Consider the following 24,525-nt stretch of genomic DNA (forward strand, 5'->3'; position numbering starts at 1 on the left):
GGGTTGGATGCGGACGTCAGCGACGCCCTACCAACCATGCCTGTCCCCCGCCCTCGCCGTCGGCGATCACATCGAGATGATCGAAAGCCGCACGCAATTCACCGGCAACCGCCCTGAATCGACCAGGGGTGGCGCCGACCTCACTGAGCACACAGATCGCCAACAGCCCGCCCGGCCTCAGCCGCGCAATCATCGATCCGTACAAGGCGGTATCGCGAAACTTGTGGCACAGCAGCACATCGACCGGTTCGCCCGACGGCAGACCTGCATCGAGATCGGCGACGTCGAAAGCGACCGGCACAGCGGTCTGTTCGGCGAGCCGACGCGCCCGGGCGATGGCCACCGCCGAGACGTCGACCGCGTGCACCCGAAGTCCGCGCTGCGCCATCCACACCGCGGCACCGCCTGTGCCGCAGGCGATGTCGAGGGCCGTACCGGTGCGCGGGAACACATCCTCCACACCGCCGAACACAGCCGGTAGCGCGGCCACGCGCTCAGCGTCACTCTCGGTGTACACCGTGTCCCAGCGGGCACGGTCCTCAGCGCTCACACCACACACCCTAGGACGGAGTGCAGGCGCCTACTTCGCGGCGTTCTCCAGCATCTTCGCGGTGATCTCCGCCGCTTCGTCGCCCGCGCCGTAACTACATGCCCAGGCCTCGACGGTGAGGTTGGATGCGAAGGACAACGCGTGCTGGCATTCCCAACCGTCGGCATTCTCCTGCGCGGTCACCTGGGTGAGCACGGTGCCGCTATCGGTCAGATCTTCGATCTGCCAGGTGTAGCTGTCGGTACCGTCGTCGATGTCGATGGAGGAGCCTGCGCATTTCTTCCACATCGACTGGGAGTCGTCGAAGAACTGCTTTGCGTCATCGGCGGAGGGATAGAGCACCGCGGTCTGCTCGACCCAGTGCGCGTTGTCCTCATCGGGTTCGCGCGAGACCTGATCGCGCACCGCCGTGTAACCGCTGTCGCCGTAGACCGGTTGCTCGGCCCCGAAGATCGCACCGAGGCACTCGGGATTGGACACGTCGCGCGAGTGGTCGACCATCTGGTCGAGCTCACCGGTCACCTCCATGGTGTCCGAGCCCATGATGGAGTTGATCTCGCTGATGGGCAGCAACACATCATCGAGCTGGCGCTCGCGAAGCAGTGGGATATCGGCGGGCACGGCATTCGGATCACGGATCGCCTGACCGCTCACGGTGCTGGTGCAGCCGGTGAGCAGCGCGCAGCCGACGGCAGCGGCCAGGACGGCATGACGGGCGTATCGCACGCGTGACGCGGCTGCTGTGTTCACCGCGCCATTGTGACCGATGACGCGCCTGCGAGTCACTTCTTGGCTTTGTCCGCGACGGCCTCGGTGGACAACGCCGCGACAAAGGCCTCCTGCGGGACATCGACCCGGCCGATGGTCTTCATCCGCTTCTTGCCCTCCTTCTGCTTCTCCAGCAGCTTGCGTTTACGGGTGATGTCACCGCCATAGCACTTGGACAGCACGTCCTTGCGGATGGCCCGGATGTTCTCGCGGGCAATGATTCTCGAACCGATCGCGGCCTGGATCGGCACCTCGAACTGCTGGCGCGGGATGAGTTCCTTGAGCTTGGTCGTCATCTTGTTGCCGTAGGCCGCGGCGCCGTCCTTGTGCACGATGGCGCTGAACGCGTCGACGGCCTCGCCCTGCAGCAGGATGTCGACCTTCACCAGGTCGGCCTCCTGCTCGCCGGCCTCCTCGTAGTCCAGGCTTGCGTAACCGCGGGTGCGGGACTTCAACGAATCGAAGAAGTCGAAGATGATCTCGCCCAGCGGCATGGTGTAGCGCAGCTCGACGCGCTCCGGGGACAGATAGTCCATCCCGCCGAGCTCACCGCGGCGGGACTGGCACAGCTCCATGATGGTGCCGATGAACTCGCTGGGCGCGATGACCGTCGTCTTGACCACCGGTTCGTAGACGGCGCGAACCTTGCCCTCGGGCCAGTCCGACGGGTTGGTCACCACCATCTCGGTGTTGTCTTCTTTGACCACCCGGTAGACCACGTTGGGGGCCGTCGAGATGAGGTCGAGATTGAACTCACGCTCCAGGCGCTCGCGGGTGATCTCCATGTGCAACAGGCCGAGGAACCCACACCGGAAGCCGAAGCCCAGCGCCACCGATGTCTCGGGCTCATAGGTCAGCGCGGCGTCGTTGAGCTGCAACTTGTCCAGCGCCTCGCGCAGCACCGGATAGTCCGAGCCGTCCACCGGGTACAGGCCCGAGTACACCATCGGGCGCGGCTCGCGGTAGCCGGTGAGCGCCTCGGTGGCGCCCTGGCGCGCGGTGGTGACGGTATCGCCGACCTTCGACTGCCGGACATCCTTCACGCCGGTGATGAGGTAACCGACCTCGCCGACCCCGAGGCCGTCGGAGGCCTTCGGTTCGGGCGAGACGATGCCGACCTCGAGCAACTCGTGCGTCGCACCGGTGGACATCATCTTGATCTTCTCGCGGGGATTGAGCTTGCCGTCCACGACCCGCACGTAGGTCACCACACCGCGGTAGATGTCGTACACCGAGTCGAAGATCATTGCTCGCGCGGGGGCGTCGGCATCCCCGACCGGGGCCGGGATCTGCCGGACCACCTCGTCGAGCAGTTCGCGCACGCCGACACCGGTCTTGCCGGACACCCGCAGCACGTCCTCTGGCTCACAGCCGATGATGTGCGCGATCTCCCCGGCGTACCGGTCCGGGTCGGCGGCGGGCAGGTCGATTTTGTTCAGGACAGGGATGATGGTCAGGTCCCGGTCCAGCGCCAGGTAGAGGTTCGCCAGCGTCTGGGCCTCGATGCCCTGCGCGGCGTCGACCAGCAGCACCGCCCCCTCGCAGGCCTCCAGAGCGCGCGACACCTCGTAGGTGAAGTCGACGTGGCCGGGGGTGTCGATCAGATGCAGGACGTAGTTCTCTTCGGTGCCGTCCTCGGCGGTGACCGTCCACGGCAGCCGCACGTTCTGGGCCTTGATGGTGATCCCGCGCTCGCGTTCGATGTCCATCCGGTCCAGGTACTGGGCCCGCATGTCGCGGTCGGCGACGACGCCGGTGATGCCAAGCATCCGGTCGGCCAGGGTCGATTTACCGTGGTCGATATGCGCGATGATGCAGAAGTTCCTGATCTGCGCCGGCGCAGTGAACGTCTTGTCGGCGAAACTACTGATGGGAATCTCCTGGTCGAAGCGCGATAGGTGGGTCCAGCGTATCGACAGCAGGCCGTCGCCTCACAATCGCGACCTATGCTCGTCACATGGCGTCGCAGTGGAAGACCTTCCAACGCTTCGCGGAGCACCTTGTCTTCAACGAAGCACCCAAGATCATCCGGCAGCTGCCCAAGCCCGAGCGGGTCCTGCAACAGGGGCTGAAAATCGGTCTGGACGCGTTGGCCGGCGCGCAAGCCGCCCAGCGGCCGCCGACGGCGATCACCGCCGGACGCCCGGTGACCAGCGCAAGTGTTCCGACCGCGCATCGGGCCAGGCGCATCGAGTACTCCCCTGACCTGGACGGCCGTGCCGACCCCGGCGAGATCGTGTGGACCTGGGTGGTCTACGAGGACGACCCCACCCGCGGCAAGGACCGACCGGTCCTCGTCGTCGGGCGCGACCAGCGCATGCTACTGGGACTCATGCTGTCCAGCCAGGACCGGCACGCCACCGACGGTGACTGGGTTGGCATCGGCACCGGCAGCTGGGACTACGAGGCCCGGCCCAGCTGGGTGCGGTTGGACCGGGTGCTCGACGTGCCCGAGGACGGGATTCGGCGCGAGGGCGCGATCCTGGAGCGCGAGAAGTTCGAACTGGTCGCGACCCGGTTGCGCGCCGAGTTCTCGTGGTCCTGATTTTCGCTGCCGCGAAGGCGTCCTGATTTTCGCTGCCGCGAAGGCGACCTGATTCAGGCCGGCACGCCCGCACGCACCAGCGGCAGCACGCCGTGGCCGACATGACGGATCTCGTCGGCCTGCGGGTAGCCCGAGAGCACGAACTCGCTGATGCCCAGCCCCGCGTATTCCGCAAACACCGCGGCAACCTGCTCGTAGCTGCCGATCGCCGCGGTACCCGCGCCGTCGCGTAACAGGCTCGGACCGGCCCACAGCCCGGGATGAACCTCGAGGCTGCGCGCGTCGACCAGGTGACCGGTGGTCAGCGCCGCCATCCGGCGCTGCCCCTCCGAGCCGCTGGACAGGTAGCGATCGTGGGCACGGCGCACGGCGTCGGGGTCCAGGCCGGCGATGAGTTCTTCGGCGCGCTGCCAGGCCTGCTCCTCGGTGGGCCGCGCCACGGTGTGCAGGCGCAGGCCGAACCGCACTTCCCGTCCGTGCCGTGCCGCCGCGACGCGCACCCGGTCGATCTTCTCCGCGACCTGATCCGGCGGCTCACCCCACGTCAGGTAGACATCGGCATGTTCGGCAGCCACCTCGATCGCCTCGGGTGAGGAGCCGCCGAAGTAGACCGTGGGCACCTGCTGCACCGGATAGGCCGTCCTGGCGTTCGCCACGTCGTAGAACTCACCGCGGAAGGTGAACTCCGGATTGCTCCATGAGCCGCGGACCACGGTCAGGAACTCGGCGGTTCGCCGATACCGCGCGGACTTGTCGATCGCATCGCCGTAGCGGCGCATCTCGGCATCGTCGCCGCCGGTGACGATGTTGAGGGCCAACCGGTTTCCGGTGAAGCGCTGGTAGGTGCTGACCTGCTGGACGGCCAGTGTCGGTGAGAGCACGCCGGGCCGGAACGCCACCAGGAATTTGAGCCGCTCGGTGTGTTGGGCCAATGCCGCGGTGGCCAACCACGAGTCCTCGCAATGGGATCCCGTCGGCGTGAGGGCGGCCTCGAACCCCAGATCCTCGGCGGTGCGCACCAGCGCGGTCAGGTTCTCCAGCGTCGGCTGCAGGTGTGAACGCGCACGGCTCGCCGAATCTCCTCGGTTGTCGGCGATCGTCGTGGTGTCGCCGTGCGTGGGCAGATACCAATGAAACTTCACCGTCACCACGTCGGCACCCCTCCGACGCTCCGCTTCATCGATACCGGGCAGAAATCCAGTCGCATCCGACAAATCTACTCAGCGACAGTGACTTTCGACAATTGTGACGTACTTCGGATCAATCAGATCGCTACGGTTCCGCGGCGGCGGCCCAGTACGTATCTTGAGCGGATTCGCGCAAAGGTGTGCCAGCGCTCCGTGCCGTCCGACCCCGGGGCGGATCAACCAAGAGAGTCAACGTGATCGAGATCGAGAATCTGACCAAGAGGTTCGGCGACCGCACCGTCCTCGACGATATCTCCCTATCGGTCGGCAGCGGTGAGATCCTGGCCGTCGTCGGACCGAGTGGCGCCGGAAAGAGCACGTTGTCGCGCTGTGTGAGTTTCCTGGAACGGCCAACCAGCGGCACCGTGCGGGTCGACGGCAAGGACTTCACCCGCCTCGACCGTGCCGAACTACTGGCCGCCCGCCGCAGTGTCGGCGTGATCTTCCAGACCGCCCCGCTGCTGCGCCGCCGCACCGTGGCCCAGAACATCGCGCTGCCTTTGCAATACCTGCACGCCACCGAGGGCTCCGCGGCCGCCCGGGTCGACAGACTCCTGGAACGGGTCGGACTCGGTGATCGTCGCGAGTTCTACCCCGCCCAGCTCTCCGGTGGCCAGAAGCAGCGGGTCGGTATCGCCCGGGCGCTCGCGCTCGGGCCGTCCAACCTGCTCTCCGACGAGGCCACGTCCGGGCTGGACCCGGCCACAACCCAGTCGATCCTTGGATTGCTCGGCGAACTGCGCGACGAGTTCGGCCTCTCGATCATCCTGATCACCCACGAGATGGAGGTGGTCCGTGAGATCGCCGACTCGGTGGCCCGCATCGACAACGGCCGCATCATCGAGAGCGGCTCCGTCGAGGACATCATCCTCGATCCGAATTCTGCTCTGGCACATGAATTGTTACCCGATCGTCCCAGCGCGCCCGTGCGCACACCCGGCGACGTATGGGAGGTCTCGTATGCCTCGCGCAATGTCCCGCTGGATTGGTTGACCTCCATCAGGTCCACACCGGGACTGGCCGGTGCACAGGTCAGTGTGCTCAGCGCCAGCGTGGAGGCGATCCGCGGCGTCGCGGTGGGCCGCGCCGTGCTCGCCATCTCCCCCGGCGCACCAGCCGGTTTCGCCGATCACCTGCGTGACCGCGGACTGCACGTGCGTGCCGTCGGCGCCGCCAGCGATGAGGAAGCGGCATGAACCTGCTTGCCGCCGAAGACTTCAGCACCCCATGGGCACGGGTCCCCGATCTGCTCCTACCCGCCTACGGTGAGACCTGGGTGATGGTCGGGGTGACGATGACGCTCGTGGTGCTGATCGGCACACCGGTGGGCATCGTGCTGCACAACACGTCGTCGTTCGGGCTGTTCCCGGACCCGCGGGTGTTCAACGTGCTGAACACGATCGTCAACATCGGCCGATCCCTGCCGTTCTTGATCCTGATGGCCGCGATCATCCCGATAACCCGATTCATCGTCGGCACCACCATCGGCATAGCCGCCGCGATCGTGCCGATGACGGTCGCCGGGATACCTTTCTTCGCCCGCCTCGTCCAGAACGCTCTGCGCGAGGTTCGCACCGATGTCGCCGACATGGGACTGGTCTCTGGCGGTTCGCACGTCCAGGTGATCCGGTCCGTGCAGCTGTCCGAGGCGCTTCCTGCGCTGGCCGGCGCCCTGACCGTCAACACCATCGCGATGATCGAGTACTCGGCGATCGCCGGATCGATCGGCGCCGGCGGCGTCGGACACCTCGCAATCACCTACGGCTACAACCGGTTCGACGACAACATCATGATCGCCACCGTGATCGCGCTGATCCTCACCATTCAGTTGGTGCAGTTCACCGGCGACCGCGCGGTCAAAGCACTCACCCGCTGACCCGACGAGAACAGAGGAACACATGACAGACCAGCACAGCCCGGCGGCAGACATCGAGATCAGACAGCGCAAGCGGTGGCCGTGGATCGCCTCGGCCGCCGGCATCGTCGCCGTCGTCATCGGCGGAATCGTCTACAGCCAGACCGCCAATCGAGACCAGCCCTTCGGCACCGAGCTCGAGGTGGCCACCTGGAGTACCGATATCGCGGCCGAGAACCTACTGGCCTATATCAGCGAAAACATCGCACCCGAGCACGGAATCACCATCAAACCCGTCCAGATCGACAATCTGATCGAGATCAACCGCGCGGTCGACGCCGGTACCGTAGCCGGCAACTTCTTCGAGCACCAGCCGTTCCTGAACGATGCCATCGCCGCCAACGGTTTCGAACTGACGCTGGCCGCACCGACATTCACCTGGGATCAGGCCACCTACTCCGACAAGTATGACAGCTGGGACCAACTGCCCGCCGGCGCCAAGATCGCCCTGCGCGACGATCCCGCCGGTCAGGCCATTGCCCTGTTGGATCTCGCCGAGGCCGGTCAGATCACCTTGGCGCCGGGCAAGGACACCGTCGAGGGGCTGCCCCAGCTCAGTGATGTGGCCACCAACCCGAAGGACTACGAGTTCGTCCAGGTACCGATCGGCCAACTGGCCCGCAGCCTGGCCGATGTCGACGCCGTGGTGGTGCACATCTCCGATGTGTATGCCGCGGGACTGCGCGAAGACCAGATCCTGGACCGCCATCCCGCGCCAGCAGGCAGCGAGGGCGGCCTGGTGGTCAGCAACAAACATCTCGACGACCCGAACGTCAAGAAGCTGATCGCCACCTTCTCCGACCCGAAGATCGCCGAATTCCTGCAGACCACCGACAACGCCCTCATCCGCGACACCCTGGGCCCGATCGGCGAATCGGTCTCCGCGGGACGCGAGACCAGCTCATGACCGACCGACGCACCAAGCCGCTCTACTACTCGGCATTCGTCATGAACACCGCATCCCATGTGCTGCATGGATTGTGGCGGGCACCGGAGGCGCGCAACCACGAGTTCAACTCCCTGCGGCACTGGACGTCGCTGGCCGCCGAGGTCGACAAGGCGGGCTACGATCTGCTGTTCTTCGCCGATGTCTTCGGGTTGCGCGCGCCGTGGAACGGCAACTGGCGCAAGTCCGTGGAGGCGGGCATCCAGATCCCGGTCAACGATCCCTCGGTGCTGGCCTCCGCCCTCGCCGCGGCGACGGAGAACCTCGGCATCGTGTTCACCAGCTCGATCATCCAGGACCACCCGTTCAACTTCGCCAGGCGGATGTCCTCACTCGACCATTACACCGAGGGCCGGCTGGGCTGGAACATCGTGACCAGCTTCAACGCCAACATGTTCCGTAGCTTCGGCCACGAGGGCACCCTCGCCCACGATGAGCGCTACGAGTGGGCCTACGAGTACGTCGACGTGGCCTACAAACTGTGGGAGGGCTCGTGGGACGAGGACGCGCTGGTCCAGGACAAGCAGCGCGGCGTGCACTCCGACCCGGCGAAGATCCACAAGATCAACCACATCGGGCCCCGGTACAGCGTCGAAGGCCCGCATTTCACCTCGCCCTCCCCGCAACGCACACCGGTGCTCTTCCAGGCCGGGTCCTCGCCTGCCGGTCAGCTCTTCTCGGCCCGCAACGCAGAAGGGGTCTACATCGGCAGCCCGACACCTGCGGACGCGCACCGGCTGATCACCGAAACCCGTTTGCTGGCAGCCCAGCACGGGCGCGACCCGTCCGACATCACGTTCGCCCAGGGCCTGTCGTTCGTCATCGGTGACACCCATGCCGATGCGATCCGGCGCAATGACGAACTCAAGCGCTACCTCGATCTGGAGGGCATCGCTCTGCACGCACTCGGTGACGCCGGTATCGATGCGGGCGGTCTGCCGCTGGATACCCCGATCAGTGAACTCGGCGAATTCACCGGCATCCAGAGTTTCACGCGTTGGGCCGCCGAGGTGTCGGGAAACGAGGAGCCCACCATCCGCGATATGGCCTGGGTACTGGAGGGCGCCAACCGGGTCGTCGGCACCCCCGAGGAAATCGCGGATCGCTTGGAAGAATGGCGGGAAGCCGGTGTCGACGGAATCAACGTCTACCACGCGACGGTTCCGCAATCCTTCCGCGAGGTTGCCGATCGGCTGTTTCCCACCCTGCGCGAGCGCGGCCTGCTCGGCACCGACAAGTCGGGCACGTTACGCCACAAGCTGCTGGGCAAAGGCGACCGGTTGCCCGACAGCCATCCTGCCGCACGCTACCGCGGCGCCTTCGCCGACAACTCGCTGGCCGATCGGGAGGCCCAACCGGTCGCCTGATCAGCCGGGCGCGAACCGAACGTGTGGCAGTCCGTCCTCGACGGTGACCCGGCATCGAACCCCGTAGACCATCTCGATCAGCTCTTCGGTCAGCACCTCGGCAGGAATGCCCGTCGCCACGACCACCCCGCCCGACAGCACCACGATGTGATCGCAGAACATCGCCGCCAGATTGAGATCGTGCAGCGCGACGACCGCCGTGATGTCCAACTGGCGGACCAGCGCCAGGATCTCCAACTGATGGGCGATATCGAGGTGGTTGGTCGGCTCGTCGAGTAGCAGGTGGTCCGGGTCCTGAGCCAGCGCCCTGGCGATCTGGACGCGCTGGCGTTCCCCGCCGGAAAGGGTGTGCCAGAAGCGCTCCGTCATGTCTGTCAGCCCGGTCGCCGCCAACGCTCGGTCCACCACCGCCGTGCCCTCGGTATCCGTCCCGATCATGCCGGTGTACGGGATCCGGCCCAGCCGCACCACATCGCGCACCGTGATGTGCAACTCGGTCTCTGCGTGCTGGGCGACCATCGCCACGCGACGGGCCAAGGCGCGCCGTGACATCCGGGATACCGGGCGACCATCGAGTTCGACCGTGCCGTCGTCGGGATGGTCGACCCCGGCGAGCAATTTCAGCAGCGAGGACTTACCGGATCCGTTCGGCCCGAGCAGTCCCACGGTGCTGCCCAGCGCGGGCTCCACGGTGACACCGTCGAGCACCAGCCGGCCCGAGCGGGTCCAGCCGACGCGGTCCGCGCGCAGGCTCATGCCGGTATCCCCCGGCGGCGCAACAGGATCAACGCGAACGCGGGCACGCCCAACAATGCGGTCACCACCCCGGTGGGCAGCTCCTGCGGCGCGAACACGGTGCGGGCCAACGTGTCGACCCACACCATGAACACCGCGCCGAAGATCGCCACCGTCGGCAGCAGGCGCAGATGCGCGGGTCCCACCACGAATCGAGCGGCGTGCGGTAACACCAACCCGACGAAACCGATCGCCCCGGCGGCACTGACCAGCGCGGCGGTGATCAGCGCAGTCATCACCAGCAGCACGATGCGGGCCTGCCGGACCGACACCCCGAGGGTGGCCGCGGCATCATCGCCGAAGGCGAAGGCGTCGAGCGCGCGAGCGTAGGCCAGACAGCACACCAGCCCGGCCCCCACCACCACGCTGCACACCGCGACATCATTCCAGGACACCCCGGCCAGCGAGCCGAGCAACCAGAACAGCACGCCACGGGTCTGCTCGGCGTCCGCCGACGACAACACGATGAACGATGTCAGTGCCGAGAAGAGTTGTGTGGCAGCGACACCGGCCAGCACCACGCGGTCGGTGCCGCCACCCGCGGCATGGGCCAACAGCAGCACCACCCCGAAGGACAGCACCGCGCCGACGAACGCACCGCCGGAGAGCGTCAACGCGCCCGCACCGACCCCGAGCACCGCGATCAACACCGCACCGGTCGAGGCGCCCGAGGAGACCCCGAGCACGAACGGATCGGCCAGCGGGTTGCGCAGCAGTGACTGCAGGATGGCGCCACACAGTGCCAACCCCGCACCGCAGACGGCGGCCAGTAGCACCCGCGGCAGCCGCAGCTGCCAGACGATGCCGTCCTGGATCCTGGTCGCACCCGAGGGGCCGGCACCCAGATGTTCGGCGACGATCCCATAGACGTCGCGGACGGACAGGGCCGCCGGGCCGATGGTGATCGCCACCGCCGCCGAGGCGACCAGCAGCGCCAGTCCCATCACCCACAGGACTGCCAGCGAGGGCGCGCGAAGTGTCAACGTTCGGCGACGTATCCGAATCGGCGCAGTCCGTCGGCGACCTTCTCGGTGCCGTCGACGGTGCGGATGGACGGGTTGAGGTCGGCGCCGTTGACCACGATGTAGCGCTTCTGCTGCACGGCGGTCAACCGGGAGGTCACCGGATTGGACTCCAGGAAGGCGATCTTGGCATCCAGCGCATCACCGTCGATGGTGCGTCGGCTCAGGTCCGCGAGCACCAGGACGTCGGGATCGCGTTCGGCGATCACCTCCCAACTGACCTGTGGCCACTCCTCGGTGGTGTCGACGAAGATGTTGCGCGCACCGACCGCGTCGGTGATGACTCCCGGCGAACCGCAGCACCCGGCGAAGTACGGCGCCCGGATATCGGAGAACCAGTACCCGAGATCGGCGTCGACCTGCAGCCGGTTGGCCTGCATCCGCTGTTCCAACTGGGCAATCAGCTCCTCACCACGGTCGGTGACGTCGAAAATGCGTGCCAGTTCCCGGATCTCGCGGTGGATCGCCGCCATGGTGAACGGTTCGGTGCGGGCACCGTCTTCGTTGACCGATACCTTCCCCTCGCAGTCACTGGGTGCCAGATAGGTCGGCACACCGAGGGATTCGAACTGATCGCGGTCTGCCACGCCGCCGGGCCCGAGCGTTCCGGCGAAAGATGCCGATACGAAATCGGGTTCGGTGTCGAGCACGGTCTCCAGCGACGGCTTGTTCTCCGCCAGTTTGGGAACCGTGGCATTGGCCGCCGCGAGGTTCTCCCGCACCGGGTCGGTCCAGGTGGCGGTACCGACCATCCGGTCGGCGAGTCCGAGCGACAGCAGGATCTCGGTGGAGCCCTGATTCAGTGAGACCGCGCGCTGGGGCGGCGCAGCAATGACGACGTCGCGGCCACAATTGCTGATCGTGATGGGATAGCCCGCGGCGGCGTCGTCGCGGGCGTGGACCTCCGATTGTCCGCAGGCGGTCAGTGCCGCCACGGCGGCGATGCCGAGCACGGTGCGCACGATCATTTCGGTTCCCCGATCTTCGCGAAGCCGTCGGCGAGTTTCTCCACGGCGTCGATCTGGCGGATACCCGGGTCGAGTTCGGAACCGGTCAGCACGACGTACCGGTGCTGTTGGACCGCCGTCATATTCCTGGTCACCGGGTTGGACTCCAGGAAATCGATCTTGGTGTCGAGGGCGTCGCCGTCGATGCGTTTGCGGCTCAGATCTGCCAGCACCAGCACGTCGGGGTTGCGGTCGGCGAGGGCCTCCCAGCTGATCTCCGGCCAGTCCTCGGCGGCATCGGCGAACACATTGGTGGCACCGACCTCACGTGCGTAGAGCCCTGGCGCCGAGCAGCAGCCGGCCAGGTAGGGGGTGCGCAGCCCGGAGAACCAGAACGCCACCGTGGCGTCGCGGGCCTCGATCCGAGGTGCGTCGTCCAGCCTCGTCCTGAGCCGGTTCACCAGTTCCGCGCCACGGTCCTGGACGTCGAAAATCTGCGCCAATTCGCTGATTTCGCGAAACAGGGTGTCCATCTCCAGAGGTGCGGTGCGTGTCACCGTCTCGCCATCGACGATGGCGTCGGTGCATACCGAGGGCGACTGGTAGGTGGGGATGCCGAGTTCGGCCAGGCGGCTGCGCTCACCGACGACGGCAGGGGTGAACGTATGGGCGCTCGCCGAGGTGACGAGGTCGGGTTCCAGGTCGAGCACCGATTCCAGGCTCGGGTCGTTGTCGGCGATCCGGGGCACCCGGTCGTTGTCGGCTGCCAACGCGGGCAGCACCGGGTCGAACCAGGTGGAGGTGCCCACCATGCGGTCGGCCAGCCCGAGGGAGAGCAGGATCTCGGTGGAAGCCTGATACAGGGACACCGCGCGTTGCGGCGCATGCTCGAAGGTGACCTGGACACCGCAGTTCTGCAGCGTCAGCGGATAGCTGGTACGGCCGGCCTCAGCGGCGGGGGCAGCGGGTTCGGCGGCCGGCGCCTCGGCTGTGCCACAGGCGGTGACGGTGAGGACGAGACAAAGCAGCGTGACGATGACACGCACGGCGGTGACTTCCTTCGGTACAGGGCCCAAACGCGGAGCCGTCGACGATTGCACGACCGCAGGCATTCGGGCTCGAGGCCGTGCCTCACACCGCTGCGCGTCAGCTCCGGATTGTCACCGGATTCCCCTGCAGGTCAGCACCGAACTCTACCGGCACCGCACCGCCGACGGGTTCACCGCGGGTCCCGCCACATCGGGTACATGACCGGTCCTCCGTCGGGGAGGGTTATCTCACCGGTGACCTCGAAGCCGAACCGCTGGTAGTAACCGATGTTGTCGGGGTTGCTGGATTCGAGGTAGGCGGGCGCGAACTCGGCATCACAGCGGTCCAGTCGCGACCGCATCAGCGCGTGCCCGAAGCCGTCACCGCGCACCTGGGGATCACTGCCGATCACCGCCAGGTACCAGTGCGGCTCGTCCGGGTGCGACCGCTTCATCAACTCCGACACCTGCATGCCGCGACGCACCGCTTTACCGAAGGTCAGCAGCATCGAGGGCGCCGCGCGCAATTCCTCGGCCGGGGTGTGGCGCCACTGATCCGGCGGATCCCACAGCGCCGCCGCCGCGATACCGGACTCCGCGCCGGCGATCTCCACCCCACCGCGGGCCAGGTGGTGATGGCGGGTCAGTCCGGCGAACAGCTTGTGCAGCTTGCGCCGCCGGGCCTGCGGGTCGGGCAGCATCCACGCCATCACCGGATCGTCGAAGAACGCCCTGCCCAGCACCCGGCACAGGGCATCGACATCGGACCGGGCGGCGGGTCGCACCTGTGGGTCACGCACCCGTCCATTCAGCCCTGCGTGATGTACGCCTGCAAGTACTCCGTGCTGGATTCGAGTTCCTGCATGCGGCTCTTGACCAGATCGCCGATGCTCACGATCCCGGCCAACCGTCCGTCCTGCAGCACCGGGATGTGCCGTACCCGGTGATGGGTCATCGCCGCACTCAGGCTGTCGACGGAATCCTCGGGCGCACAGAACACCAGATGCGTGGTCATGATCTCGCAGACCGGCCTGGTCAGCAGATCGCCGCCGAGATCATGCAGGCGGTGCACCACATCGCGCTCGGAGACGATACCGACCGGCCCGTCGGGCCCCACGACCACCATCGCGCCGATATTGCGACCGACCAGGCCCGCGAGCAGATCGGCCACCGATGTCTCCGGTGCGATCGTCGCCACCGACGATCCCTTGTTCCGCAGCACGTCGGCTATCCGCATGACACCCTCCCGCGATATGTGACCTCCGCCACATCCAGGCTACGTCGGATCGGCCCCGTGTGGACGATCGCGGCGGTATATGTGGGCCATGATCGAGGTGACTCTGCTGGGAACCGGCAGCCCCATCCCCGACCCGGACCGGGCGGGCCCGGCCACCCTGATCCGCGCGGGCGAGCAGACATTCCTCGTCGACTGTGGCCGTGGGGTGCTGCAGAGACTTGCCGCTGCGGGCTCGGGCGCACCCCAACTCAGCGCGCTGTTGCTGACCCACCTGCACAGCGACCATATCGCCGATCTGGGCGATGTCCTGATCACCCGGTGGATCGGTACGTTCAGCCCCGACCCCACGCCGCTGCCCATCATCGGGCCCCCTGGCACCGCCGACGTCGTCAGGGCGACGCTGGCGGCATTCGCCCATGACATCTCCTACCGACTCGAACACCACGCCGACCTGACCGAACCGCCCCGGGTGCAGGTGCACGAGTACACCGACGGGGCGGTATGGGACGAGGCGGGCGTGCAGGTGCGCGTCGCACCCACCGACCACCGGCCGGTCGCGCCGACCATCGCCTTCCGCGTCGATCATGGTGGCGCTTCGGTGGTGCTCGCCGGCGATACCGTGCCGTGCGCCACGCTGGACGCGTTGACTTCCGGAGCAGGTGCGTTGGTGCACACCGCGATTCGTCGCGATCTGATCGATGCAGTGCCCCTGCAGCGGGTCCGCGATATCTGCGACTATCACTCCACCGTGGAACAGGCCGCCGATACCGCCGCGCGTGCCGGGGTCGGCATCCTGATCCTGACCCATTACGTGCCCGCCATGGCACCGGGCACCGAGGATCAGTGGCGGGCGCTGGCCGCCACCGCGTTCGACCGCCAGATCGAACTCGGCAACGACCTGCACCGGGTGCAGGTGCACCCGGGAGTGTGCACCGGGACCGCCTGAGTCAGGCCAGCCGGGTTATCTCCACCACCACGTCCAGATCGGTGGAGCCCTCCCCGGAGTAGATGCCCTTCAGCGGGGCCACATCGGCGTAATCGCGCCCCATCCCCACGGTGATGTACTGCTCGTTGATATCGGTGTCGTTGGTCGGATCGTAATTCCACCAACCGCCGGTCCAGGCCTGCACCCAGGCGTGGCTCTGCCCGTCGATGGTGTCCCCCACCACCGCCTTGCGCTTGGGATGCAGGTAGCCCGACACGTAACGGGCCGGAATCCCCATGCTGCGCAACAGGATCAACGTCAGGTGCGCAAAGTCCTGGCATACCCCTTTACCCTCGCGCAGGGCGTCGAGACCCGACGAATGCACACCGGTGGTACCCGGGACGTAGTCGAGTTCGCTGTGCACCCAGTTCGCGGCCGCCACCACCGCATCCTGCGGTTCGTATTCCTTGGCGATCCGCTGCCCGACCCGATGGATGCGCTTACTGGCCGGGGTGTAATCGGTGGGGCTGAGCAGTTCGTCGAACTTGTCGATCACCGCCTCGGCCCGCAGGTCCTCCCAACTGACCGCCTCTTCGGGCATCTCACCGACCTCGGTCTCGACCACCGAGGACGAGGTGACCTCCAGTTCGGTGTGCGGGGCGTGCAGGTCGAACGAGGTCACCGCGGTGCCCCAGTAATCGACATAACGGTAGGACCGGGTCGCCGGGACGGTCTCCACCCTGTTGAGGATGACGTTCTGTCGGGAATCCGATCGGGGGGTCAGCCGGGCTTCGTTGAACGACGCCGTGACCGGGGACTTGTAGGCGTATCCGGTCGCGTGGACCACGCGCATCCGCCACATCTGTCAGATCTCCCCTTCTTCGATGACGACCGCACCGTGCTTGCCCGCATCGGTCCAGGCAACCCACGGAGCGGAGTGAAAGTACTGCACCGCCAGCGCCTCGCTGACATCGGCGCAGGTCTTCTGCAGACCCGCGAGGTGGTCGGCCAACGACTCCAGCAGCAGACCGGGTTGCAGGAACTCCAGTTCGCTGCGCGCCTGCCCGAGCAACCGCTGCGCCTCACCGGTCGAACCGATGCGGTTGTGCACGCCGTTCTGCAGCTCCTCCAGGCTGTGCTCGGCCAACCGCAGTGAATAGAACACCGACCGCGGGAACAGCCGGTCCAGCAGCAGGAACTCCACGACGCGGCCGGCGTCGAGCACACCGCGATAGGTGCGCAGATACGTGTCGTGGGCACCCGCCGAGCGCAGCACCGTCACCCAGGCCGGTGACGACGCACTGTCCCCGACGCGCGAAAGCAGCAGGCGCACCGTCATATCGACGCGTTCGATGGCACGGCCCAACACCATGAAGCGGTAGCCGTCGTCGCGGGAGAGCGTCGAATCGGCAAGACCGGCGAACATCGCCGCCCGGCCCTCCACATAACCGAGGAACTCATGGGGTCCCAGGCGCCGGGCGGCGCGCTCGCGCTCGGCCAACGCGTTGTAGGTCGTGTTGAGGCACTCCCACATCTCCGTCGAGGTCACCTCGCGCGCACCGCGGGCGTTCTCCCTGGCCGCAGAGATGGAGTCGACGATCGAGTTGCCGCCGTAAGCATCGCGACTGAAGGCGACCAGATCGGTGAGCGACCACACGTCGAGTTCCCGGTCCGGCGACTCGATTCCCAGCGCCTGCAACAGGACTCGCGAGGCCTGGTCGGGATCGACACTGGAATCCTCGAGCAGCTGGTGCACCGCCACATCGAGGATCCTCGCCGTGTCATCGGCGCGTTCGACGTAACGCCCGATCCAATACAGCGATTCGGCATTGCGTGCCAGCATCATCGCCTCCCGTGCACATCGTTGCGCGCCTGTTGCTGTTGCTGGTTCTGTTGTTGCTGCTGCGAGCTCAGCTCAGCGACTTGTTCTGCGCGAGGCACTTTCGCCGATTTGGTCTTGGCGGCCGGGACCAGTTCGGCGGCCGCCAACTCGCGATCGGCGCCGGAGGTCCGCGAGGCCAGCACCCAGGTGTCCTTGGAACCACCGCCCTGGCTCGAATTCACCACCAGCGACCCCTCGGGCAGCGCCACCCGGGTCAGTCCGCCGGGCAGTACCCACACCTCGTCACCGTCGTTGACCGCGAACGGCCGCAGGTCCACGTGCCGGGGGGCGAGCTTGTCGCCGATCTTGGTCGGCACCGTCGACAACTGCACGACGGGTTGGGCGATCCAGCCGCGCGGATCGGCGCGGATCTTCTTCGAGATCGCGGCGAGTTCCTTGGGCGAAGCATCGGGCCCGAACACGATGCCGTACCCACCGGAGCCCTCCACCGGCTTGATCACCAGTTCGTCGACCCGGTCGAGGACCTCCTCGCGCTCCTCGTCCAGCCAGCAGCGGAAGGTGTCCACGTTGGCCAGCAGCGGTTTCTCGCCGAGGTAGTACTCGATGATGGTCGGCACGTAGGTGTAGACCAGCTTGTCATCACCGACGCCGTTACCGACGGCACTGGAGATGACCACATTGCCCGCGCGTGCGGCGTTGAGCACACCGGCGACACCGAGCACCGAATCCGGTTTGAACTGCATGGGGTCCAGGAAGTCGTCATCGATGCGGCGGTAGATGACATCGACCTGGCGCTCACCCTCGGTGGTGCGCATGTAGACGGTGTTGTCGCGGCAGAACAGGTCACGACCCTCGACCAGCTCCACGCCCATCTGTCTGGCCAGCAGCGAGTGCTCGAAGTAGGCGGAGTTGTATACCCCCGGGGTCAGCACGACGACGGTGGGATCGGCCTCGTTGGTGGCCGCCGCCTTGCGCAGCGCGCGCAGCAGGTGCGACGAATAGTCGCCCACGGCCCGGACCCGGTGCGAGGCGAACAGGTTGGGGAACACCCGCGCCATGGTCCGGCGGTTCTCCATCACGTAGGACACCCCCGACGGCGAACGCAGGTTGTCCTCCAACACCCGGAAGGTGCCCTGGGCGTCGCGGACCAGATCGATCCCGGCGACATGGATACGTACACCGTTGGGCGGGACGATGCCGACCGCCTCGCGGTGGAAGTGTTCACACGAGGTGATCAGCCGCCGCGGAATCACCCCGTCGCGCAGGATCTCCTGCTCCCCGTAGATATCGTCCAGATAGAGCTCCAGCGCCTTCACCCGCTGGGCGATGCCTTTCTCCAGCCGCGTCCATTCGGCCGCCGAGATGACCCGCGGGACGAGATCCAGCGGGAAGGGCCGCTCCTGTCCCGACAGCGAGAAGGTGATGCCCTGGTCGATGAACGCACGGCCCAGCGCTTCGGTGCGAGCCTCCAACTCGCCGGCATACGAGGGCGAGAGTTCGGCGAAAATTCCCTTGTAGGGCGGCCGGACGTTGCCCGAGCCGTCGAACATCTCGTCGAAGGCCGCGCCGTAACCGGCCAGCTCGGTGTACCCGTCGAAGATCCCCACCTGCTGTTTTTTCGATCGCGTCGTCGAACGTGGCGGGCGTACGGTCTCGTTGGGCAGGGTTCGTAGGCTCACCGTGCACATGGTGCCGTAAGTCGGGCGTTTCGGCAGGCTGGTCCGGCCGCTTTTGGGGGATTGGTACACCCGCTGGTAACCTGAACCACTGCTGCCCAGCCTGCAATGCTGCGCCGGGCGCCAAATACTTAGCAATCACACCGACGGTGAGAAGGAACTACACGCGTGGCCAACATCAAGTCGCAGGAAAAGCGCATCAAGACCAACGAGCGCCGTCGTCTGCGCAACCAGTCGGTCAAGTCGTCGCTGCGTACGGCTGTCCGCGGTCTCCGCGAGGCCATCGACGCCGGCGAGAAGGACAAGGCCGGCGAGCTGCTGGTGTCGACCAACCGTCAGCTGGACAAGGCAGCCAGCAAGGGTGTCATCCACAAGAACCAGGCCGCCAACAAGAAGTCGGCGCTGACGCTGGCCGTCAACAAGCTCTGACAGACTCTATCGACCCGCGCGTCGACGCTCACGCGTCACGCGCGGGTTTTTGCGTGTCCGGGTAGCAGCTACCGGCCCCGCGCCTGATCACCGCGCAACGTCATGACGGCGCTGCTCACCGTCGCCACCCGCTTGCCGTCGGCCCTGGTGATATCGCACTGGAAATGACCGACCGTCCGGCCGGTATGCGTCGCGAATGCCGTCGCGGTCAGCCGACCACTCCACACCGGACGCAGGAACGTGGCGTTGGCGTCGATGCTGGTGAACGACTCACCCGGAGCGATGGTGGTGGATCGTGCTGTCCCGATGGCCGCATCCGCCAGCTCCACCAGGAACCCGCCGTGCACGGTCCCCTGTTGATTGCCGTGCAGCGACGTGTCGGCGTCCACCTCGAGCACGGCGTGTCCGATGTCGACGCTGACGACCCGGAAGCCGAGCAGTTGTGAGATGGCCGTCGGATAACGCAGATGGGTGCGATCGGTCGGTGCGACGCTGCCGTCCAGGCTCTTGCGCAGATAGTCGAGGACCGGAAGTTCGCGGACAGGCTCTGACACGGGCGGCTCCCTACGTAGATGTGAGACGCCCAGAACGCTAACGATCTGAATTAGGACAATCCACTCAATGTCATAGATACGCTCGGGGCGTGCGGCCTGCCACCTACAAACAGCTCGTCGATCGGTACGCCGGTGCGATCAGGCGCGGCGAACTCATCAGCGGTGCCAAACTCCCGGCGCACCGCACCCTTGCTCGTGAGCACGGGATCGCGCTGGCGACCGCGAGCCGGGTCTATGCCGAGCTCACCGCGATGGGCCTGGTCGTCGGTGAACCGGGCCGCGGCACCTTCGTGCGCGACCAAAGCGGCTACGCCGGTATCGATGCCGACCGCAGGCTGCCGTCCGACCGGCTCGCAGACCTGTCGTTCAACCAACCGCGCGCCGACGCGCCGACACCGATGCTTCGCGATGCACTGCGCCAGCTGTCCACGTCGGGCAATCTCGAATCGATCCTGTACCAACAACCGGCTGGTGGCCGCCGTCACGAACGGTCAGCCGTGGCCACCCACCTGCTCGATCGCGGCATCGACATCACGCCGGACTCGGTATTCCTGACCAACGGAGCCCAGCAGGCACTCGATGTCACGCTCATCACCACCACCCGTCCGGGCGATGTCATCGCCGCCGACGCATTGACCTATCCCGGATTGAAACTGCTGGCGGCGGCGCGCGCACTAGAGATCGTCCCGATTCCCCTTTGCGGCGACGGACCGGACCTGGCCGGTCTGGACAGCCTGTGCGCCACGCGATCGGTTCGCGCCGTCTACTTGATGCCCACGGTGCACAATCCGCTCGGCTGGACGCTGGACCTGGCGCACCGGGAACACCTGGTCGACATCGCCCGCCGCCACGACGCTCTGCTCATCGAGGACGGCACGTACGCCTTCCTGGACGTCGACGCCCCGGCCGCACTGCAGACCATGGCTCCGGAGCGCACCTTCCACCTGGCCAGCCTTTCCAAGAGTGTCGCCACGGGGCTGCGCTTCGGTTATCTGGTTGCCCCGGAGGTCTACGCCACCAGGGTGACGAGCGGTCTTCGGGCCACCGGGTGGGGTGTTCCCAGCGTGGTGACGGCACTGGCCACCGGCTGGATCGCCGACGGGACGGTCGCCCGACTGGAGGCGGTTCGCCGAGACGATGCCCGGGTACGGCAGGAGATCGCCCGGAATGCGCTGCGCGAGCTCACTTATCGCGCCCACCCGGTGTCGATGTTCGGCTGGCTGGAGTTGCCCGGCGAGGTCCGCGCGGACCTCGCCGCCACCCATCTGGCCCGGACCGGAATCCTGGTGTCGACCGCAGACGCGTTCGACACCACCGGCCACTGGCCGCATGCGCTGCGCCTCGCCCTGGCCACCGCGGCCATCGACGAACTCGGCGAGGTGCTCGAAACCCTGCGCACAACCGTTCTGTCGGTCCCCTGGTGAACCCAGGGGTTCGGCGAGGCTCAGCCGTCGGCGGCCAACTCGGCCACCCTGCGCACGGCCCGCTCCAGGGCGAAATCCGCATCAGCGGCCGCACCCTTGACATCGGCGTTGAGCGCGGCGACCACCCGGATGGCCTCGGCCACCCGATCCCGCGACCAGCGTCGGGATTGTTTCTGCGCCTTCTGGATACGCCACGGCGGCATGCCCAGCTCACCGGCCAGCCGGTAGGGGTCGCCGGTGATGGGGCCGACGCGGGCGATGGTGTGCACCGCCTCGGCCAGCGCGTCGGCGAGCACGACATGCGGTTCCCCGCTGTGCATCGCCCAGCGCAGTGCCTCGGCCGCGCCGGGCACGTCACCGGCGACCGCCTTGTCGGCGATCTCGAAACCCTTCACATCGGCTTTGCCGCTGTGATACTGCCGGACCGCGGCGACATCGACCTGCCCGTCGGTGTCGGCGACCAGCTGGGAGCAGACCGCGGCCAGTTCACGGATATCCGAGCCGACGGCATCGAGGATCGCCGTGACGGTGGCGTCGTCGACCTTCATCTTCAGCGTCCGGAACTCACGGCGGACAAAATCGGCACGCTCGGCCGGCTTCGTGATCTTGGCGCACGGATACACCTCGGCGCCAAGCTTTTTGAGCTGATCGGCCATCGCCTTGGCCCGACCACCGCCGGAGTGCACGACCACGAGCAGGGTGCCCGGCGGAAGATCGGCAGCGGAGCTGAGGATCAGCGCCACGGCATCCTTGCCCGCCTCGGCAGCCGCCTCCAACACCACCACGCGTTCCTCGGCGAACAACGAGGGACTGAGCAACTCGGCCAACTCGCTGGTGCTCACCTCTCCGGCCCGGAGCCGGTCCACCGGGACGTCGACGGTGCCCGCCCGCTTGCGTGCCGCGCGCAGCACATCGGCCACCGCCCGTTCGACCAGCAGTTCTTCGTCGCCGAGCACCAGATGCAATCCCTCGCTCACCCCGTGATCGTTTCACGCCGACCCGACGATGCCGGAGACGGTCCACGCCAGCAGACAGCAGAGACCCGCGACGGAGAGGTTGCGGCCCCACCGCCACCGCCAGGTCACGATCACCGCGATCGTGGCCGTCGCCACCAGGGCCATGCCGGGGGCACCGGCCGGGACGGGCACCGTGGCATCGGGCAGGGCGGCGATCCGCTCGGCGACGACAAGCAGCCACCAGAGCTCGGGGCCGGTGAACCGGATCATCAACTCGGCCAGCGGTGCACAGATCGCCGACAATGCCGCGGCCGCGGTACCGATCAGCGTGATCGGTGGGATGACCGCGCCGACAAGCACATTGGCGATGACTGCAAAGACGCTGACATTGCCCGAGATCCCGGCGACCAGCGGGGCGGTGACCGCCTGCGCGGCCGCGGCGATGCAGACCGCATCCGCAAGCGGCTTGGGCCAGCCCCAGCCGACCAGCCGGCGCGACCAGCCGGGGGCGATCACCACCAGCGCGGCCGTCGCCACCACCGAGAGTGCGAAGCCGACGTCGACGGCCAGTTGCGGGGCCACCATCATCAACGCGATCACGGCCGAGGACAACACCGGGATCGCCTGTCGCCGACGGTGTGACACCACGGCGAACAGGCCGATGCCGCCCATCACCGCGGCCCGCAACACGCTGGCCGAGGGTTCCACGACGATGACGAACGCGATCAGCACCACAAGCGCCAGCGCGGCCGCCGGCCGCGGACCCACCAGCGCCGCCGACAGCAGTGCTGCACCGCACACGATCGTCACATTCGCGCCGGACACCGCGGTCAGATGGGTGAGACCGGAGACCTTGAACGCCGCAGCCGTGGTGGCCGTGACCGCCGAGGTGTCCCCGAGCACCAGCGCGGGCAGCATCGCCGCCTGGTCCGCGGGCAGAACCCGGCGGGCCGCGGCCGAGAAACGATCCCGGACGTGCCCGGCCAGACGACGAACCGCGGGCGTCTCGCCCATGGTGGGTCGACCTGTCGCGGTGAGCACCGCCACCGTCAGGTCGGCGCGCAGCGGCCGCCCGATCCGGGCAGTGAAGGTGGCGGGGCGACCCACGACCAGGGTGGCGAATTCCGACACGGGTGCGAACACCAGAACCATCCCCGCCGATGGGGTGCCGTCCACCTCGCGCAAGCCGGCCCGAAACATCATCCGACCGCGCCCCAATGAGCGCGGTGACTCGGTGGCGGCGATCGTCACGGTCGCCCGGTCCCCATATCGCTCGGTGATCGGATGGTGCCGCACCTCGGCACTGCGCAACGCGACCACCACGCCGAAGGCGGCGCCCATCACCGCGACAGCGGCAACACCCGCTACACCCACACGAACTGCGCCACTGCGGGTCAGCAACCCGGTTATGGCACAGGCCACCAGCACCACCGCGCACGGCACCAGCCCTGGCCACACGATCCCCGCGGCCGTCACCGCCCAGGCCGTCAGCGCCGCGGGGACCAGTCGCACATCGACCGGACGCTCCCGGGCATCCGCCGTGGCCATTCACGCGACCACCAGATCACGCAGCTTGTCCAGGCGGGCCGGACCGATCCCATCGACGTCCCCGAGTTGGTCGACACTGCTGAACGGCCCGTTGGCATCCCGCCACGCGATGATCGCAGCGGCGGTCACGGGTCCGACTCCTGGCAACGCGTCGAGATCCTCGGCGGTTGCGGTGTTCAGGTTCACTTGGCCACCGCCGCCCGAACTCCCCGACCCCGTCGTGGCTGCGGTCGACGCCGGCCCGGGCCGGCCGGACGGTTCGGCCGCCGCGCTCACCGAGCTGCCCATCGGCGACGGCGATCCCGGCGCCGCCGCGAGACCGACGATGATCTGCTCGCCGTCGGCCACCCGCCGGGCCATGTTCAGACCGACGAGATCGGCACCGTCGAGGACTCCCCCGGCAAGCTCCACCGCATCGGCGACCCTGCCGCCGGCCTCCAGGGTGACCAGCCCCGGCTTGTTCACCAGGCCGACGACGCTGACCACGACGGGCCCCGGTGGTGCGGGCGAAGGCGAACTGGCTGTCGACACCATCTGTACCGGCGGCAGGTTGGCCGCACTCACCGGATGATCCGGACTCCGCACGACGGTGAACACCGTCACCAAGACCGCCATGACGCCGATGCCGACTAGCGCCATGACCCCGGCCCGCCCCGGATCGGCGCGCAGCGCAGCCACCCGATCGGCGAGGGTCCGCGACGCTGGTCCCTCCGGAAGCCAGCGCGCCAACGCGGCATCGGACTGCTGATCGGCGTCCTCGGCCTCGACCCCATCGACACCGCGATCAAGGCCGGGGCCGATGCGTCGAGAAAGTCGCTGAGCCGGTGATTCGGTGTCCATGCGCCCGACGGTAGGCCCGGGGC

25 protein-coding genes and 1 riboswitch are annotated in these 24,525 nt (G+C 67.2%); of the genes, 8 read left to right on the plus strand and 17 right to left on the minus strand.

Annotation, left to right across the window (positions count from 1 at the left end):
- Window positions 1-16: 16 nt before the first annotated feature.
- The 3 genes from IC40_RS0104965 to lepA are packed head-to-tail and all read right to left on the minus strand — an operon-like array spanning window position 17 to window position 3,240.
- The gene (locus IC40_RS0104965; RefSeq protein ID WP_030133645.1) at window positions 17-550 is read right to left on the minus strand and encodes a class I SAM-dependent methyltransferase; all 534 of its coding nucleotides are present in this window, start codon (window positions 548-550) and stop codon (window positions 17-19) included.
- A gap of 30 nt (window positions 551-580) precedes the next feature.
- The gene (locus IC40_RS0104970) at window positions 581-1,300 is read right to left on the minus strand and encodes a sensor domain-containing protein (protein ID WP_030133646.1); all 720 of its coding nucleotides are present in this window, start codon (window positions 1,298-1,300) and stop codon (window positions 581-583) included.
- Between the two features lie 32 nt (window positions 1,301-1,332).
- Window positions 1,333-3,240: a translation elongation factor 4 gene (lepA, locus tag IC40_RS0104975; protein ID WP_036461005.1), complete on the minus strand. Its 1,908-nt coding sequence runs from the start codon at window positions 3,238-3,240 to the stop codon at window positions 1,333-1,335.
- Window positions 3,241-3,275: 35 nt separating this feature from the next.
- Between lepA and IC40_RS0104980 the strand changes: the two genes are divergently transcribed.
- Window positions 3,276-3,863, plus strand: coding sequence for a type II toxin-antitoxin system PemK/MazF family toxin (locus IC40_RS0104980; protein WP_030133648.1), 588 nt, complete (start codon window positions 3,276-3,278; stop codon window positions 3,861-3,863).
- Window positions 3,864-3,916: 53 nt separating this feature from the next.
- On the opposite strand, the gene IC40_RS0104985 is transcribed toward IC40_RS0104980, so the two are convergent.
- On the minus strand, window positions 3,917-5,011 hold the full coding sequence (locus IC40_RS0104985) for an LLM class flavin-dependent oxidoreductase (protein ID WP_030133649.1): 1,095 nt from the start codon (window positions 5,009-5,011) through the stop codon (window positions 3,917-3,919).
- A 233-nt stretch (window positions 5,012-5,244) separates the two neighbouring features.
- Between IC40_RS0104985 and IC40_RS0104990 the strand changes: the two genes are divergently transcribed.
- The 4 genes from IC40_RS0104990 to IC40_RS0105005 are packed head-to-tail and all read left to right on the plus strand — an operon-like array spanning window position 5,245 to window position 9,278.
- Complete coding sequence (locus IC40_RS0104990) at window positions 5,245-6,246, plus strand: methionine ABC transporter ATP-binding protein (protein ID WP_030133650.1); 1,002 nt, start codon at window positions 5,245-5,247, stop codon at window positions 6,244-6,246.
- A complete protein-coding gene (locus tag IC40_RS0104995; protein WP_030133651.1) occupies window positions 6,243-6,926 on the plus strand; it encodes a methionine ABC transporter permease in 684 nt (227 codons plus the stop codon). The genes IC40_RS0104990 and IC40_RS0104995 overlap by 4 nt, the downstream gene beginning before the upstream one ends.
- A 22-nt stretch (window positions 6,927-6,948) precedes the next feature.
- Window positions 6,949-7,872 (plus strand): MetQ/NlpA family ABC transporter substrate-binding protein, encoded by a 924-nt coding sequence (locus IC40_RS0105000; RefSeq protein WP_030133652.1) that lies wholly within the window; start codon window positions 6,949-6,951, stop codon window positions 7,870-7,872.
- Window positions 7,869-9,278: an NtaA/DmoA family FMN-dependent monooxygenase gene (locus tag IC40_RS0105005; RefSeq protein WP_030133653.1), complete on the plus strand. Its 1,410-nt coding sequence runs from the start codon at window positions 7,869-7,871 to the stop codon at window positions 9,276-9,278. The genes IC40_RS0105000 and IC40_RS0105005 overlap by 4 nt, the downstream gene beginning before the upstream one ends.
- Here IC40_RS0105005 and IC40_RS0105010 read toward each other — a convergent pair whose 3' ends face one another.
- From IC40_RS0105010 to IC40_RS0105035, 6 genes are all read right to left on the minus strand, one after another.
- Window positions 9,279-10,034, minus strand: coding sequence for an ABC transporter ATP-binding protein (locus tag IC40_RS0105010; protein ID WP_030133654.1), 756 nt, complete (start codon window positions 10,032-10,034; stop codon window positions 9,279-9,281). It abuts the gene before it with no gap.
- Window positions 10,031-11,017, minus strand: coding sequence for a FecCD family ABC transporter permease (locus IC40_RS0105015; protein ID WP_051936886.1), 987 nt, complete (start codon window positions 11,015-11,017; stop codon window positions 10,031-10,033). The genes IC40_RS0105010 and IC40_RS0105015 overlap by 4 nt, the downstream gene beginning before the upstream one ends.
- A gap of 35 nt (window positions 11,018-11,052) precedes the next feature.
- Window positions 11,053-12,063, minus strand: a complete 1,011-nt coding sequence (locus IC40_RS0105020) for an ABC transporter substrate-binding protein (protein ID WP_030133656.1) — start codon at window positions 12,061-12,063, stop codon at window positions 11,053-11,055.
- A complete protein-coding gene (locus IC40_RS0105025) occupies window positions 12,060-13,088 on the minus strand; it encodes an ABC transporter substrate-binding protein (RefSeq protein WP_030133657.1) in 1,029 nt (342 codons plus the stop codon). Before IC40_RS0105025 ends, IC40_RS0105020 begins: the two co-directional genes overlap by 4 nt.
- Before the next feature lie 40 nt (window positions 13,089-13,128).
- A riboswitch (cobalamin riboswitch) is annotated at window positions 13,129-13,269 on the minus strand.
- Window positions 13,262-13,870 carry a GNAT family N-acetyltransferase gene (locus tag IC40_RS0105030; RefSeq protein WP_030133658.1) on the minus strand — a complete coding sequence of 203 codons (609 nt, stop codon included), beginning with the start codon at window positions 13,868-13,870 and terminating at the stop codon, window positions 13,262-13,264. It overlaps the preceding riboswitch by 8 nt.
- Before the next feature lie 8 nt (window positions 13,871-13,878).
- Window positions 13,879-14,307, minus strand: coding sequence for a CBS domain-containing protein (locus IC40_RS0105035; RefSeq protein WP_030133659.1), 429 nt, complete (start codon window positions 14,305-14,307; stop codon window positions 13,879-13,881).
- Between the two features lie 88 nt (window positions 14,308-14,395).
- Between IC40_RS0105035 and IC40_RS0105040 the strand changes: the two genes are divergently transcribed.
- Window positions 14,396-15,253 (plus strand): ribonuclease Z, encoded by an 858-nt coding sequence (locus tag IC40_RS0105040; protein ID WP_030133660.1) that lies wholly within the window; start codon window positions 14,396-14,398, stop codon window positions 15,251-15,253.
- A gap of 1 nt (window position 15,254) precedes the next feature.
- Here the strand turns inward: IC40_RS0105040 and IC40_RS0105045 are convergent, their stop codons facing one another.
- Genes IC40_RS0105045 through IC40_RS0105055 form a run of 3 tightly spaced genes read right to left on the minus strand, consistent with a single transcriptional unit; the run spans window position 15,255 to window position 18,763 of the window.
- Window positions 15,255-16,094, minus strand: a complete 840-nt coding sequence (locus IC40_RS0105045) for a transglutaminase family protein (RefSeq protein ID WP_030133661.1) — start codon at window positions 16,092-16,094, stop codon at window positions 15,255-15,257.
- 3 nt (window positions 16,095-16,097) lie between these two features.
- The gene (locus IC40_RS0105050) at window positions 16,098-17,075 is read right to left on the minus strand and encodes an alpha-E domain-containing protein (protein WP_030133662.1); all 978 of its coding nucleotides are present in this window, start codon (window positions 17,073-17,075) and stop codon (window positions 16,098-16,100) included.
- On the minus strand, window positions 17,075-18,763 hold the full coding sequence (locus IC40_RS0105055) for a circularly permuted type 2 ATP-grasp protein (RefSeq protein WP_030133663.1): 1,689 nt from the start codon (window positions 18,761-18,763) through the stop codon (window positions 17,075-17,077). Before IC40_RS0105055 ends, IC40_RS0105050 begins: the two co-directional genes overlap by 1 nt.
- Before the next feature lie 156 nt (window positions 18,764-18,919).
- Between IC40_RS0105055 and rpsT the strand changes: the two genes are divergently transcribed.
- A complete protein-coding gene (gene rpsT, locus IC40_RS0105060) occupies window positions 18,920-19,180 on the plus strand; it encodes a 30S ribosomal protein S20 (RefSeq protein WP_030133664.1) in 261 nt (86 codons plus the stop codon).
- A 68-nt stretch (window positions 19,181-19,248) separates the two neighbouring features.
- Here the strand turns inward: rpsT and IC40_RS0105065 are convergent, their stop codons facing one another.
- Window positions 19,249-19,647: a PaaI family thioesterase gene (locus tag IC40_RS0105065; RefSeq protein ID WP_199900914.1), complete on the minus strand. Its 399-nt coding sequence runs from the start codon at window positions 19,645-19,647 to the stop codon at window positions 19,249-19,251.
- Between the two features lie 176 nt (window positions 19,648-19,823).
- Here IC40_RS0105065 and IC40_RS0105070 point away from each other — a divergent pair, with 176 nt between their 5' ends.
- Window positions 19,824-21,158 carry an aminotransferase-like domain-containing protein gene (locus IC40_RS0105070; protein WP_030133666.1) on the plus strand — a complete coding sequence of 445 codons (1,335 nt, stop codon included), beginning with the start codon at window positions 19,824-19,826 and terminating at the stop codon, window positions 21,156-21,158.
- Between the two features lie 20 nt (window positions 21,159-21,178).
- Here IC40_RS0105070 and holA read toward each other — a convergent pair whose 3' ends face one another.
- The 3 genes from holA to IC40_RS0105085 are packed head-to-tail and all read right to left on the minus strand — an operon-like array spanning window position 21,179 to window position 24,502.
- Window positions 21,179-22,135, minus strand: coding sequence for a DNA polymerase III subunit delta (gene holA, locus IC40_RS0105075; RefSeq protein WP_030133667.1), 957 nt, complete (start codon window positions 22,133-22,135; stop codon window positions 21,179-21,181).
- A 12-nt stretch (window positions 22,136-22,147) separates the two neighbouring features.
- Window positions 22,148-23,662 (minus strand): ComEC/Rec2 family competence protein, encoded by a 1,515-nt coding sequence (locus IC40_RS0105080; protein WP_030133668.1) that lies wholly within the window; start codon window positions 23,660-23,662, stop codon window positions 22,148-22,150.
- The gene (locus tag IC40_RS0105085) at window positions 23,663-24,502 is read right to left on the minus strand and encodes a ComEA family DNA-binding protein (protein ID WP_030133669.1); all 840 of its coding nucleotides are present in this window, start codon (window positions 24,500-24,502) and stop codon (window positions 23,663-23,665) included.
- Window positions 24,503-24,525 lie beyond the last annotated feature (23 nt).

Source organism: Mycolicibacterium neoaurum ATCC 25795 (assembly GCF_000691525.1).
Taxonomy (GTDB): Bacteria; Actinomycetota; Actinomycetes; order Mycobacteriales; family Mycobacteriaceae; genus Mycobacterium; species Mycobacterium neoaurum.